This window comes from Hydrotalea sp., assembly GCA_030054115.1.
Lineage (GTDB): Bacteria > Pseudomonadota > Alphaproteobacteria > JASGCL01 > JASGCL01 > JASGCL01.
Window position 1 is genome coordinate 12,624 of sequence record JASGCL010000023.1, and the last position, 13,090, is coordinate 25,713.

The following is a 13,090-nucleotide window of genomic DNA, read 5'->3' on the forward strand; positions in this document are numbered from 1 at the left end:
GGACCAAGCTTCTTTGAGCGCGGACGACATGAAAGTCGCCAAGGCTTGTAAAAAATCGGGTATGTAATCCGTTTTTTAAAAAAAAGATTATTTTTTTTAAGGCATCTGTTCATTTTTGGACAGGTGCTTTTTTTTTGACGCCGTTACGGGCGTGACGCGAATAATTTCTATTAGCTTATTGTAAGTTGCCGCGAAACATGCTAGAGGAAACAAATCGGAGACATGGTGTCACTGGTAAACTATAACTATAATTATCATTGAAAGGATAATACTTATGAAAAAAATCACTACATTATTGGCCTTGGCGTTTGCCTTGACCGCGGTTACTTCGGCTTCGGCTGGCGATATGAAAGCCAAATGCGACAAGATGATGAAAATGGATCAGTCAAAAATGACCGACAAGGACAAAGAAATGATGAAAAAATGCTCGATGTAATCATCGAAATTTTTTTTTAACAAAAAGATTATTTTTGTAGGCATCTGTTTGAAAAAACAGATGCCTTTTTTATTTTGACTTTTTTATGTATTTTTGGTAATGTTTAACATCACAAAAGGAAGGTCGCCGTCAATGAAAAAAAATAAAAAAACCATCGCCTGTCTCCTGTTGGCGGGAATAGTTGGTTTGGCCAGCGCACAATCGGCAATCGCGCGCGAGCAATTGCCACCCGGTAGCGAGGGAAAATTACTCAACACGGTGTGCAAGGGCAAAAAGGAAGATATGCAGTCGATGCGCGACCTTATCAATATATTGACCGGTCGCGTCGGGGTAAAACGTGTGCAATTGACGCGTGGCAATTGTTATTTGGTGACTGGCAAGGCCGGCGGCCAACGTTACATGGGGTTATTCGACCCATACGAATTGGACGAATTATTTTATATTGTTAAAGAGTAACAAAATTAATTTTGTGTTGCGCAAAAAAAATCCGACCAAAGACGCCGCGCGTGATTGTTGGCTTGAATTTTTTGTAAGCATGCTTTAATCATCTTTGTTATAGGCCTGTAGCTCAGAGGTTAGAGCGGACCGCTCATAACGGTTTGGTCGCAGGTTCGATTCCTGCCAGGCCTACCATTTTTTTAAACCAACGAACGGCGTCATTTTTTTATCCCCATGCACCAAGCAACTTTACTTGCGGAAATTGATTGGCGGATAAGACAGCGCGGCACCAAGGAATTAACCGCCCGGCTTGAGCATTTTTTCGCCAGCGAGCGTGAAAATAATTTTGACGGCTGGTCGCAGGATGAATTACGCGCGGTGATTAATTTTTTAAAACAAGACGAGCAATTTATCATGGATATTTTTTTAAAGCCGACGACTATTTCTAAAGCAGAATTTCGCATCATGATAAAAAAATAACATGACAGCTATTTTTTTTGACACCGCGGGGCGCGTCGCCCAAGCCCAGGCTAATTTTTTATTGGCGAGCAAAAAATCATCAGGCGGCGGTTCGCCCGCCGGAAACAACGTGGTGTGGCGTGGTGCCCAGCCATTGGCGTTGGCCGGCGTGGTGGCAAGCTTGGCCGAGGCGGGAAAAAAAATATTGCTGTTGTGCCGCGATACACAAGAAATGGAGTTGCAAAAACAATTGTTGTTGTGCCATCAACCGCACCTGGCGTTATTTTCTTTTCCGCCATTTGATAGCACGGCGGAGGCCGCCCGCGCCCGTGCCACGGCCTTGTTTGCCCTGCAAAATCATCACGGCGGCATGGTGCTGTTGACCAGTTACCATGCGACGATGGAGCATTTGCCACCGCCGGCGTTTGTTGCAAACCGCGTGGTGAATATTGCGGCCGGCAAAAATTACCCGATGGCGCGGTTGTTAGAAAACCTGTTGGCACTGGGGTATGAGCGCACCGCCGAGGTGCGAACCGTCGGCGACATGGTGCGCCATGGCGGTATTATCGATATTTTTCCTATCGCGGTGGCCGACAGCGGTGATGGGGCGATGGTCGCGCCACAACATTTACCATTGCGCATCGATTTTTTTGGTGACCAGGTCGAGGGGATATATTATTTTTCGCCGCTTGACCAACGTCGTTTGACCACACCGCAAAAAATTGCGGCGGTAAAAATTTTGCCCAATGTTGAAATGCCGTTTGATAAATCGGCGCAAAAAACATTTCTGTTCCGCATGAGGGAGGAATTTTCTTTATCATTGCCGCCCGATATTTTTGATAAATCTTTTTTTGACGATGATGATTTGCAATATTATCGGCCATTGTTTTTTGGTGATGGTGGTAAGGGCGGCAAGGGGGATAAGGGCGGCCACGGCCTGCTGGATTACCTTGGCACTGACTTCATGGTTTGCAACTTGGGGCGCGCTGATAATGAAATCACGCAACAGTGGGCCATCGTCGACAGCGATTACCACGACCGGGCGGAGGAATATGCTGTCCGCCAACCGGCGAAAAACACGGCGCAAAAAAATAAAAAAATAAATAATATTAATGATATTATCCTGCCGCCGCTACCGCCAGAAAAAATAATTCTATCGCCGGCGCAATGGCAAGCAAAAGCAGAAAATTTTTTTACCCTGCAGGGCGAGGCAGAGAATCATGACAACATCATCGATATTGCCACCACGCCGCTGGATTCCGGCTGGCAACAAATGTTTGTCGATTTGTCGCACAACATGGCGACCGCGCACCATAAAAACCATGAAAAAAATAATGATAAGAATAATGATGGCGATTTTTTTTATCAACATCTTTTCGCCGCGATAAAAAATTCCCCCACCAGTTTATTGGTTGCCGCCCATAACACGGCCAGCCTGCACCGGTGGCAAAAGATATTGGCGGGCGATGACATGCCGCCGGTGCTGGTGGCAGACCACAAAAAAAGTTTTTCTGATTTCTTGCTGGATAAAAAAAAGAAAATAATCTTGGCGGTCATGCCATTGCGCCACGGCGAACAATGGGGCGACGATTTGACCATCATCACCGACCACGATGTTTTCCAAGTTGAATTTCAATTATCGCCCAGCACCGCGCAACCAAGAACTAGCCGCGCCACGGTAGAAAAATTAATCAAAGACATCACGACATTAAAAACCGGCGATTTGATAACCCACATCGATTACGGCATCGGGCAATTTTTGGGGTTGAAGCCCATCACCGCCGGCGGCCGGGTGCATGATTGCGTCGCCCTGGCCTATCGCGATGGCGACAAGGTTTACCTGCCGATTGAAAACCTCGACCGGTTACAGCGCTATGGCGATTTGCCCGACCCGGCGCCGCCGCTGAATGGTATTCTGGATAAATTGGGCTCGGCCGATTGGCAAATGCGCGTTGCCAAAACCCGCGCCCATATTAAAGAATTGGCGGAAAAATTGGCGCGCAACGCCGCCCTGCGCCAGACCATCAAGGCGACACCATTGGTGGCGAAGGACAGCGATTATTTGGAATTCGCATCGCTGTTCCCATATCCCGAAACCCGCGACCAGGAGCAGGCGATTATCGCCGTGAAAAATGATTTGGCGACCGACCGGCCGATGGACCGATTGATTTGCGGCGATGTTGGTTTTGGTAAGACCGAGGTCGCCCTGCGCGCCAGTTTTTGCGCGGTGATGGCCGGCAAGCAGGTGTTGGTGGTGACGCCGACCACGTTGTTGGCACGGCAACATTACCATCATTTTGTCAAACGATTCAAAAATGTCGCGGTGCGGATAAAACAATTGTCGCGGTTTGTATCGCCGGCTGATGCCAAAAAAACTAAGGAAGAAATAAATGATGGCGCGGTTGATATTGTGGTTGGCACGCACGGGCTGTTGCATCGCTCGGTCATGCCAAAAAATTTGGGGCTGGTGATTATCGATGAGGAACATCATTTCGGCGTCAAGCAAAAAGAACGGGCGCGCGAGTTGGCAAAAAATGTTCACCTGCTGGCGATGAGCGCGACGCCGATTCCGCGCAGTTTGCAATTGTCGCTCCATGGAATCAAGGACCTATCGCTTATCGCCACCCCGCCGCCCGGGCGGTTGCCGATTAAAACCACCGTTGCCCATTTGGACCCATTCGACATCAAGCGGGTTATCAAAAATGAATTGGCGCGTGGCGGGCAAATTTTTTTCGTCGCGCCGCGCATCAACCAATTACCGACGATTAAAAAATCGCTGGGCGAGCTGGTGCCGGAAATGGCCATCACCATTGCCCACGGCCAAATGCCGGGCGATGATGTCGACCAGGCCATGACCGATTTTGCCGACCGCAAGTATCAAGGCTTGCTGTCGACCAACATCATCGAAAGCGGTTTGGATTTGCCGAATGTCAACACGATTATTATTTTTCACGGCGACCAATTTGGCTTGGCGCAATTATATCAATTGCGCGGTCGGGTGGGGCGGTCGACCAAGCAGGGTTATTGTTTTATCACCTACCCCAAGGAAAAACCCATCACCAAGAATGCCAAAAAAAGATTAGAGCTGTTGGATGATTTGAATCACTTGGGGGCGGGCTTCACCCTGGCGAGTCACGACCTTGATATGCGCGGCGCGGGAAATTTGTTGGGCGAGGAACAATCTGGCCATATCAAGGAGGTCGGGGTTGAGCTGTATCAAAAAATGGTGATGGCGGCCCTGGCCAAATTATCAGAAAAAGATTTTGCCCCGCCCTCAAGCAGCGAAGCGATAGGGCAGAGCATATCGCCCTCAAGCAGCGAAGCGATAGGGCAGAGCATATCGCCCTCAAGTAGCGAAGCGATAGGGCAGAGCATATCGCCCTCAAGCAGTGAAGCGATAGGGCGAAATCGATTGCTGTTATGGTCGCCGCATATTGTTCTGCCCTTGGCGGTGGCTATCCCCGAGGATTACATCCCTGATGAAATGGTGCGGTTGGCACTTTATAAAGAATTGTCGGAGGCATTCGATGAAAAAAACTTGCAAGAGATTCAAGATTCCTTACGCGATAGATTCGGCCCGATACCGCCCGAGACAAAAAATTTATTGTCGGTGATAGAATTAAAACAATTATGTTACGCCGCGCACGTCAGCGAATTAAAAATTACCCCGCCGGCCACGGTGAACACCATGGCCAACCCCAGGGCAAACCCCAATGCCACCGCCCGCGCCAGCATGAGCGTGGTGTTTTATGAAAATAAAGTTCGCCACCCCGATAAATTATTAAAACTTATCACCCGTAACAAGGCGCGGGTGGTGAAGGAAAGCAAGGCCGGACAAATAATAGAAAAAATAATTTTTCCGCAACCCGCAAAAAATATCGACCAGCTATTGGCGAGCAGTAAAAAACTATTGGCCGAATTATGTTGAGGATTGTTACACTGGCGATTACCCGCGCTGTTACCAGGGCGCGGTTACGTGGTTGGCAATTTAAAAACGCCGGATTTGCCACCGGATTTTTCCAGCAATTTTATATCGGTGATGATAGCCGATTTGTCGATAGCCTTCACCATGTCGTAAAGCGTTAGGCCGGCGACGGCGGCCGCGGTTAGGGCCTCCATCTCGACGCCGGTTTTGCCGGTGGTTTTGGCGGTGGCGGTTATAACCACCGCGGTGATATCAGGGTTTTCATCAACCGCCATATCAACCGAAATATGCGATAGCGCCAAGGGGTGGCACAGCGGGATAAGGTCGGATGTTTTTTTTGCCCCCTGGATGCCGGCCAATTTGGCGACGGTGAAAACATCGCCCTTTTTTATTTTGTTGTCGATAATTGCGGTTAAGGTTGCGGGTTGCATGATAACCCGCGCCATGGCGCGTGCCAGCCGTTCGGTTTCGGGTTTTTGCGACACATCAACCATTGCGGCCTTGCCGCTGGCATCAACATGGGAAAGTTTTTTATCGGTCATTTTTTATTTAAATATCAATTGGTTGGATTGCGTGACCAGGTCGTGGCAGGCGGTAAAAACATCGGGCTGTTTCATAAAATATTCGCCGATGAGGAAACCGCGCGCCCCAGCGTCCCACATTTTTTTTACATCGGCGGGCGACGTCAAGCCGCTTTCGGCAATCGCCAATTTGTCGGGATGAATTTTTTCGAGCATTTTTTCACCGGTGGTTAAAGACACCACTAGGTTTTTCAGGTCGCGGTTGTTGACGCCAATCAATGGTGATTGCATCGCGTTGGCGCGGGCAATTTCAACTTCATCATGGGTTTCCAATAAAACCTCCAGCCCCAGGTCAAGCGCGGTTTCCTCCAACAGCTTGGCGGTTTTATCATCAAGCGCGGAGAGGATGAGCAAGACGACATCCGCCCCCATGGCGGACGCCTGGTGCAATTGATAATCGCAGAAAATAAAATCTTTTTGTAAAATTGGTTTTTGTGTCATGCTGGCGGCGTTGCGCAAATAATTGTCATCGCCCTGGAACCATCGTGGCTCGGTCAAAATGCTCAAGGCCGTGGCACCGGCGGTCAGGTAATCTTGCGTGATATTTATCGGCGAAAAATCGGCGCGAATAACGCCGCGCGATGGCGAGGCCTTTTTTACCTCGGCGATAAGCGGTAATGTTTTATCGGCCACCGCCGTGCGCAGGGTAGAATGCAACGAATGAAATGGCCGGCCATTACTGCGCCGCGCCCGCGCCATGGCGGCCATTGCCTCTGGCGTGGTTTTGGTCATGGCCTGGGCAATGTCCTGCTTTCGTTGCGCAAAAATTTCGGTCAATTTATCGGTCATGTTATTTGCTCGGCTTGACATGTTATTAGTTATCATGGTTATTGCTTATCAGGGTTATAGTTTTTCTTGCCGTTGCTTTCAAGGCAATTATTTGTTAGGTACGTCGTGGGCCAACAAACCGAATCATTTTTGTCACAACCAACAAGCGACCATGTTATGAGTAAAAAAAATAATAAACCAACCAAAAATCAAGAGGTTATTACCGCACCCGAACGGCCGGCCGTAACGCCGCCGCCAGCCAAAAACCCGCCGTCGTTTGTTGCGCGCCACCATAATTTGGCCAGCCCGATGATGGGGGCGAGTATTTTATACGCCAGCGACGATTTTTTTGCCCCACCGGTCAGAATGCTCCAAGACCACGAGCCATTATTTTTTCCCGATAAATATGACAACCACGGCAAATGGATGGATGGGTGGGAAACGCGCCGCCGCCGCCAGGGTGGCCACGACCATGCGATTATAAAACTTGGCGCGCGCGGCGTTATTCATGGTTTGGGCATTCACACCCATTTTTTTACCGGCAATTTTCCGCCGGCGGTAATGGTTGAGGGCGCGATTATGCCCGAGCAAGGCAAGGGCGACAATGATAAAACATTAGAAAAAAACCTGGCAAAAATAAAATGGCAACCATTGTTGGCAAAAACAAATTTGCAAGGCGATAGCTATCATTTTTTTACCATCAACACCGCCCACGAATTTAACGTGTTGCGGGTTTCGATTTTCCCCGATGGCGGCATCGCGCGTTTGCGGGTTTATGGCGAACCAAAATGCGACTGGCAAGCCAAGCAAAACCATAAGGATATCGAGCTGTCGGCGTTGAAATACGGCGGGCGGATTATTGGTTATAACGATGCGCATTATGGCAATGTATCATCGCTGTTGGCCGAACGCCGCGCCATCAACATGGGCGATGGTTGGGAAACGCGGCGGCAACGCAACCTACCGAGTCACGATTGGCTGGTGCTGGCGCTGGCGCACGCTGGTATTATTGATAAGGTGGTGGTCGACACCGCCCATTATAAAGGCAATTACCCGGATAGTTGCATGATAGAGGGCGTGATGTTAAAAAATAACATCAGCGATGAAGAGCTGTTGAAGGATGAAAAAATAAATTGGCAAGTATTATTGCCGCAGGTAAAATTGCGCGCCGATTATATTCATACATTCGATAAAAAATCGTTGCAGGCGATTGGCGCAATATCGCACGCCAGGTTAAAAATTTTCCCCGATGGTGGCGTGTCGCGTTTGCGGTTGTATGGCCGCTTGCCGGCGTAAGAAATTTTACTTGCCTTTTCGCTTAAAGCTGGCTATTAAATAATGGTTCTTAAAAGTGCAGATAAAGGGGGCGCTTATTTGCTGTAAAAACTTTTTAGAATGGCCGTTGATAATTTGTCATCGCGCTCTAACCAACAAATGATTATTACAGAACAAGGGGTAACATACCATGAGTGATGTTGAAAGCCGTGTTAAAAAAGTTATTATCGATCACTTAGGCGTTGAAGAGGCGAAGGTGGTTCCCACCGCGCGCTTTATTGATGACCTGGGTGCCGATTCACTTGATACCGTCGAATTGGTTTTTGCTTTTGAAGAAGAATTCAATTGCGAAATTCCCGATGAGGCCGCACAAAAAATTGCCACTGTTGGCGATGCAATTAACTTGCTATCTGAAAAAGCAAAATAGTTTTTAACTATTTATTTTTTTAAAAAAAAACAATGACGGCTCCTTGCCGTTGTTGTTTTTTTTTACCCAAAATCCAGAAAACAAATATTATTCGATAATTCCAAGCCAGCCCATTATTTTGTCCCCCATGGTCAATATTGGTCGATATTGGCGATATTGTGCGATATTGATTTTTTTGCGCGGTTGGTATATGGTGGCTAAAATTTACTGCTAGATTATAAAAAAATCAAAAGGAACAAAATTATGTCAAGACGTGTGGTGGTAACAGGCATGGGGATTATAAGCCCGCTTGGTTTGGGGGTCGACCATGTGTGGCAAAAATTGATTGCTGGCACATCGGGCATTGGGCCGATTACGCGGTTTGACGCATCAGCCATGGCCGCCAAAATTGCTGGTGAAATACCACGCGGCAGTAAGGCCGAAAACAAATATGACCCCAGCGAGTGGATAGAATTCAAAGAACAAAAAAAGATGGACCCATTCATTCAATATGGCTACACCGCCGCCACCATGGCGGTGGAGGATGCCGGCCTGACCAATTTGTCGGACGAAGAAAAAGAACGTGCCGGCGTGATGGTCGGTTCGGGCATCGGCGGCCTGCCCGGGATTGAGGCTGGCTCGATAGAGGTGCGGGATAAGGGGCCACGTCGCCTTAGCCCATTTTTTATTCCCGCCAATTTGGTGAATTTGATTGCCGGTTTTATTTCGATAAAATACGGCTGGCAAGGGCCGAACCACGCGGTGGCCACGGCCTGCGCCAGTAGCACCCACGCGATTGGTGATTCGATGCGCTTCATCCGCGATGGTTACGCCGATATTATGTTGTCGGGCGGGGCCGAGGCGGCGGTATGCGCCATCGGCATTGCCGGTTTTTGTTCGGCGCGTGCCCTGTCGACCAAATACAACGACCAACCGGAAAAGGCTTCTCGCCCGTGGGATAAAGACCGCGATGGATTCGTGATGGGCGAAGGGTCGGGCATGATGGTGTTGGAAGAATACGAACATGCAAAAAAACGCGGCGCAAAAATATACGCCGAGGTTGTTTCCTACGGCCTGTCGGGCGATGCGCATCATTTGACCGCGCCCCCGCCCGATGGCAACGGCGGTTTCCGCGCCATGCGCCAGGCCTTGGCGATGGGCAACTTGGATTTGGAAAAAATTGATTACATCAATGCCCATGGCACCTCGACGCCGCTGGGGGATGAAATTGAATTAAGGGCGGTGAAGAATCTTTTTAAAGACCATGCTTACAAATTGGCCATGTCGTCGACCAAATCGGCGACCGGTCATTTGCTGGGTGGTGCCGGCGCGATAGAGGCGATATTCACGATAAAGGCGATTCAAACCGGTCAATTGCCGCCGACCCTTAACCTTGATAACCCATCGGAAGGGTGCGATTTAAACCTGGTGGCCAAGACCGCGCAGGAACGGAAAGTTAATTTTGCCATGTCGAATAGTTTTGGCTTTGGCGGCACCAATGCCTCGGTGGTGTTTGGCGCGGTGTAACGGGCCGCGATAAGCCGGATAATAGAGCTTGTCGGGGGACTTTGAGCAGTGGGGGCGTCAAAAGCCAACCTATGCGGGCTTTTTGGGGGATTTGTATTAGCTTATGGTTGGTTAAAAACTAGACAATAAATTGCATCGGTTAAGAATCGTTGCTATTACAACGAGATTATCAACAAGGTTACGATTGCAAGCCCCGCCATGCCCAAAAAAATTTCATTACTTTCAAAAAAAATCCTCGGGCTGGAGGTCGGCGTGCTGGTTTTCGTTTTTCTGTTATGTTATTTTTTTGGTAATGTTCAGGTTGGCCGCGATAAAGAAATTTCTATCCCCGATGGCGCAAACTTGGAGGCCATCGCCACCACCCTGGTCGATAAACAGGTGATAAGGGCGAAAATAGGTTTTAAGGTTATTGCTTACCTGACGCGCCGCCAAAATAATTTAAAAACCGGTGATTACCGATTTGTCGGCCAGGTTTCCAGCTACCGCGTGCTTGATGATATTTTTGCCGGCAAAACCATCGAGGAGGTTTTTGTTCTGATTGAAGGTTGGACGGTGAAGCAAGCCCTGCGCGAGATGGTCGACGCGCCGTTTTTAACCGGCAGTGTTACCAGGATGCCGGCCGAGGGATCGCTCCTCCCCAATAGTTACAATTATCGGCGCGGCACCAAGCGGCAAGATTTGTTGGATAAAATGGCAAAGGCGATGGAGGCCAGCGTCGACCAGGCCTGGGCGGTTCACGACCCGATTCTTGACCCTTACATAAAAAACAAAAAAGAATTTGTGATTTTTGCCTCGATTGTAGAACGCGAAACCGGCATCAAACAGGAAAAGGCGCGCATCGCCGGCGTGTTCCTCAATCGGTTGCAAAAACGCATGAGGTTAGAAACCGACCCAACGGTTATCTATGGCCTGAGCAACGGGCTGGGCGAATTGAACAGAAAACTTTACATCAAGGATTTGAAAAAACCCAGTCCGTGGAACACCTATACCAATTATGGCTTGCCGATTACCGCCATTTCCAACCCCAGCCGCGAAACATTATTTGCGGTCGCCAAACCCGAACGGAACAGTTACCTTTATTTTGTTGCCAATGGGCGCGGTGGCCACGATTTTTCGACCAACTTTCTTGACCACGCAAAAAATATCGAAAAATATATATCAAACAAAAATTAAAAAAATGGCGCATCGACAATTGATAAAAAATCGCGGCCTGTTATTGGTGTTGTCTTCGCCGTCGGGGGCGGGCAAAACATCCATCACCCGCGCCCTTATCGCGCGCGAATCAAACTTGGTGTTATCAGTATCGGTGACGACGCGCAAACCGCGCAAGGGCGAGGTCGACGGCGTTGATTATCATTTCATCGATGAGGCAGAATTTATCACCATGCGCGACAAAAATGAATTGTTGGAATGGGCCAAGGTGTTTGACAATTATTATGGCACGCCGTTGCAATCGGTCGAGCAAGAATTGCGGCAGGGGCGCGACGTGCTGTTCGATATCGATTGGCAGGGCACGCAACAATTGCATGAAAAAATGAGCAAGGACGTGGTGCGGATATTTATTTTGCCGCCGTCGCGCGAGGAGTTATTAACCCGTTTAAAAAGACGCGCCCAAGACGAAATGGCGGTGGTCGAACGCCGCATGAAGGATTCGGCGCGCGAGATGGCGCATTTTCAAGAATATGAATATTGCATCGTCAATGATAATTTGGAAAATTGCATCAACCAGGTGCAATCGATTCTGCATGCCGAACGGCAAAAACTCGACCGCCAAATCGGTCTGATAGATTTCGTCAAAAAATTGTCGTAAAAATTATTATTGTTGGGTGGCGGCGATTTTAATTTGCCGCGCCCGCGTCAATATCGCCAATTCCAATTTGTTGGCCATATCGGCCGGCACCGCGGTGTCGCGCCATGTGCTACCGCTAAGGGTTTGCTTAAACACCTTAACCCGCACCGCATCGGCACGCAACACCGGGCCAAAAATAAATATATTTATTTTGTAACGTTCGTTTTGATTTTGTTGGCTGGGGATGCTGGCCCAATCGGTTATAACCACGCCGCCGATGGGGTCGACCTGGGCCATGGGCATGAAGGCAACGGTTTCCAAGCTGGCACGCCACAGGTAGGGGTTAACCACAACACCGTTCGACGTGCCGTTATCGGCATCGCGGTTGACGCGGCTAAAAATATCACCGCTGAATGCAACGCCGTTGGTATTACCCTTGATAAGTTTTTGGTCGGCATCGCCATTGGGCACGGCGTTGCCGGTAATGGCCTTGCCGCCACAGCCAGCCATCGCCAGTGCCAAAAAGCACACCGGCATTAGGCGAAGAAAAAATGGAAGCAAGAAGCGATTTTTTTTCATAATAGAGAGAGGCGCAAGGCAATGCCCCAATGCCCCCTTGCTATAACACGTTGCCCAATTTGTCAATTGCAAATTGGCGGTTTTGCCGTATTTGACAAGAGCCAAAAATTAATTGCTAGTGGGTGGCACCAGGCCAAGCAGGTTTGGCAGGTCAAGCAAACCCCACACGATAAGCACCGACACCGCCAGCACAATAATCGCCGGCAGGATAAGTTTTTTGAAATCGGTTTTTGGCGCGACATCAACCATTTTTACGCCGGTAATTATACCGGTGACAAGGTTTTGTTTTTTGCGCCACAAATACCAAAAAACCGCCAACACGTGAACCGACACCAAGGTGATGATAACGGCCGGCATGATTTCGGTATGGATGAAATTGAATGTGTGTTTCAAATCGACATTGCTGAACAATGGCGATAATTCGTGGGCATAGGTAACCCCTTCATAGGTTTTTTCCATCGACAGGCCGAGCAATGCCTGCAAACCGGCCGCCAACAACAGGGCGAATGTCATGGCCCAACCAAGCGGCGTGTGGCCGGCGGTGTATTCGGCTTTTTTAGAAAACAATCGCCCCATATAACCCGGGATATTGCCAAGCGCAAATAGGCCGGGCAGGATGCGCGCCGGCTTGCTGCCGACAAAGCCCCACAACACCCGAAACACCACCAACATCAGCACGATTTTGCCGAGGATGATGTGGTAAAAAAATAGGTTAAATTCACCGGTGATGAACAGGCCGAGAATCGCCAAGGCCAATGCCCAATGGGTCAGGCGAATTGCCCCTTCCCAAACTTTTGTTTTTTGTGCCATTTTTTTGCTCCTTACAATGTTATTTGCCCTATCGCTTCGCTGCTTGAGGGCGGGTTGTTTTTTTTTATACCACGCCGCTTCGTTATGCGAATGGGGT

13 protein-coding genes and 1 tRNA gene are annotated in these 13,090 nt (G+C 49.0%); 10 read left to right on the plus strand and 4 right to left on the minus strand.

The annotated features are described in order from the left end of the window. The first annotated feature begins 274 nt into the window (after positions 1 to 274). The 5 genes from QM529_05320 (at position 275) to QM529_05340 (ending at position 5,261) form a co-directional block, all read left to right on the plus strand. Positions 275 to 436, plus strand: a complete 162-nt coding sequence (locus QM529_05320; GenBank protein MDI9314073.1) for a hypothetical protein — start codon at positions 275 to 277, stop codon at positions 434 to 436. A 132-nt stretch (positions 437 to 568) separates the two neighbouring features. After that, positions 569 to 892: a hypothetical protein gene (locus tag QM529_05325; GenBank protein MDI9314074.1), complete on the plus strand. Its 324-nt coding sequence runs from the start codon at positions 569 to 571 to the stop codon at positions 890 to 892. 101 nt (positions 893 to 993) lie between these two features. Next, a tRNA-Ile gene (locus QM529_05330) sits at positions 994 to 1,069 on the plus strand. 39 nt (positions 1,070 to 1,108) lie between these two features. Further along, on the plus strand, positions 1,109 to 1,354 hold the full coding sequence (locus tag QM529_05335) for a succinate dehydrogenase assembly factor 2 (protein MDI9314075.1): 246 nt from the start codon (positions 1,109 to 1,111) through the stop codon (positions 1,352 to 1,354). A gap of 1 nt (position 1,355) precedes the next feature. Beyond that, entirely contained in the window at positions 1,356 to 5,261 is a 3,906-nt protein-coding gene (locus QM529_05340) for a DEAD/DEAH box helicase (protein MDI9314076.1), read from the plus strand. Positions 5,262 to 5,305: 44 nt separating this feature from the next. Here QM529_05340 and moaC read toward each other — a convergent pair whose 3' ends face one another. After that, entirely contained in the window at positions 5,306 to 5,800 is a 495-nt protein-coding gene (gene moaC, locus QM529_05345; protein ID MDI9314077.1) for a cyclic pyranopterin monophosphate synthase MoaC, read from the minus strand. Between the two features lie 3 nt (positions 5,801 to 5,803). Continuing rightward, positions 5,804 to 6,649 carry an indole-3-glycerol phosphate synthase TrpC gene (locus QM529_05350; GenBank protein MDI9314078.1) on the minus strand — a complete coding sequence of 282 codons (846 nt, stop codon included), beginning with the start codon at positions 6,647 to 6,649 and terminating at the stop codon, positions 5,804 to 5,806. A gap of 135 nt (positions 6,650 to 6,784) precedes the next feature. Between QM529_05350 and alc the strand changes: the two genes are divergently transcribed. The 5 genes from alc (at position 6,785) to gmk (ending at position 11,625) form a co-directional block, all read left to right on the plus strand. Further along, a complete protein-coding gene (gene alc, locus QM529_05355) occupies positions 6,785 to 7,903 on the plus strand; it encodes an allantoicase (GenBank protein ID MDI9314079.1) in 1,119 nt (372 codons plus the stop codon). Positions 7,904 to 8,072: 169 nt separating this feature from the next. Then, entirely contained in the window at positions 8,073 to 8,309 is a 237-nt protein-coding gene (locus tag QM529_05360; protein ID MDI9314080.1) for an acyl carrier protein, read from the plus strand. Between the two features lie 243 nt (positions 8,310 to 8,552). Further along, positions 8,553 to 9,815 carry a beta-ketoacyl-ACP synthase II gene (gene fabF, locus QM529_05365; GenBank protein MDI9314081.1) on the plus strand — a complete coding sequence of 421 codons (1,263 nt, stop codon included), beginning with the start codon at positions 8,553 to 8,555 and terminating at the stop codon, positions 9,813 to 9,815. A 198-nt stretch (positions 9,816 to 10,013) separates the two neighbouring features. Beyond that, positions 10,014 to 10,988 (plus strand): endolytic transglycosylase MltG, encoded by a 975-nt coding sequence (mltG, locus tag QM529_05370; GenBank protein ID MDI9314082.1) that lies wholly within the window; start codon positions 10,014 to 10,016, stop codon positions 10,986 to 10,988. A 4-nt stretch (positions 10,989 to 10,992) separates the two neighbouring features. Beyond that, complete coding sequence (gene gmk / locus QM529_05375) at positions 10,993 to 11,625, plus strand: guanylate kinase (protein MDI9314083.1); 633 nt, start codon at positions 10,993 to 10,995, stop codon at positions 11,623 to 11,625. 6 nt (positions 11,626 to 11,631) lie between these two features. On the opposite strand, the gene QM529_05380 is transcribed toward gmk, so the two are convergent. Both QM529_05380 and QM529_05385 read right to left on the minus strand, forming a co-directional pair. Continuing rightward, positions 11,632 to 12,141 (minus strand): DUF3576 domain-containing protein, encoded by a 510-nt coding sequence (locus QM529_05380; GenBank protein MDI9314084.1) that lies wholly within the window; start codon positions 12,139 to 12,141, stop codon positions 11,632 to 11,634. Positions 12,142 to 12,291: 150 nt separating this feature from the next. Then, on the minus strand, positions 12,292 to 13,090 hold a 799-nt coding region (locus tag QM529_05385; protein ID MDI9314085.1), incomplete at its 5' end, for a cytochrome b/b6 domain-containing protein.

Coding starts and splice junctions, on each gene's coding strand:
- QM529_05320 (MDI9314073.1), top strand. CDS start 275: ATGAAAAAAATCACTACATTATTGGCCTTGGCGTTTGCCTTGACCGCG.
- QM529_05325 (MDI9314074.1), top strand. CDS start 569: ATGAAAAAAAATAAAAAAACCATCGCCTGTCTCCTGTTGGCGGGAATA.
- QM529_05335 (MDI9314075.1), top strand. CDS start 1,109: ATGCACCAAGCAACTTTACTTGCGGAAATTGATTGGCGGATAAGACAG.
- QM529_05340 (MDI9314076.1), top strand. CDS start 1,356: ATGACAGCTATTTTTTTTGACACCGCGGGGCGCGTCGCCCAAGCCCAG.
- moaC (MDI9314077.1), bottom strand. CDS start 5,800: ATGACCGATAAAAAACTTTCCCATGTTGATGCCAGCGGCAAGGCCGCA.
- QM529_05350 (MDI9314078.1), bottom strand. CDS start 6,649: ATGTCAAGCCGAGCAAATAACATGACCGATAAATTGACCGAAATTTTT.
- alc (MDI9314079.1), top strand. CDS start 6,785: ATGAGTAAAAAAAATAATAAACCAACCAAAAATCAAGAGGTTATTACC.
- QM529_05360 (MDI9314080.1), top strand. CDS start 8,073: ATGAGTGATGTTGAAAGCCGTGTTAAAAAAGTTATTATCGATCACTTA.
- fabF (MDI9314081.1), top strand. CDS start 8,553: ATGTCAAGACGTGTGGTGGTAACAGGCATGGGGATTATAAGCCCGCTT.
- mltG (MDI9314082.1), top strand. CDS start 10,014: ATGCCCAAAAAAATTTCATTACTTTCAAAAAAAATCCTCGGGCTGGAG.
- gmk (MDI9314083.1), top strand. CDS start 10,993: ATGGCGCATCGACAATTGATAAAAAATCGCGGCCTGTTATTGGTGTTG.
- QM529_05380 (MDI9314084.1), bottom strand. CDS start 12,141: ATGCCGGTGTGCTTTTTGGCACTGGCGATGGCTGGCTGTGGCGGCAAG.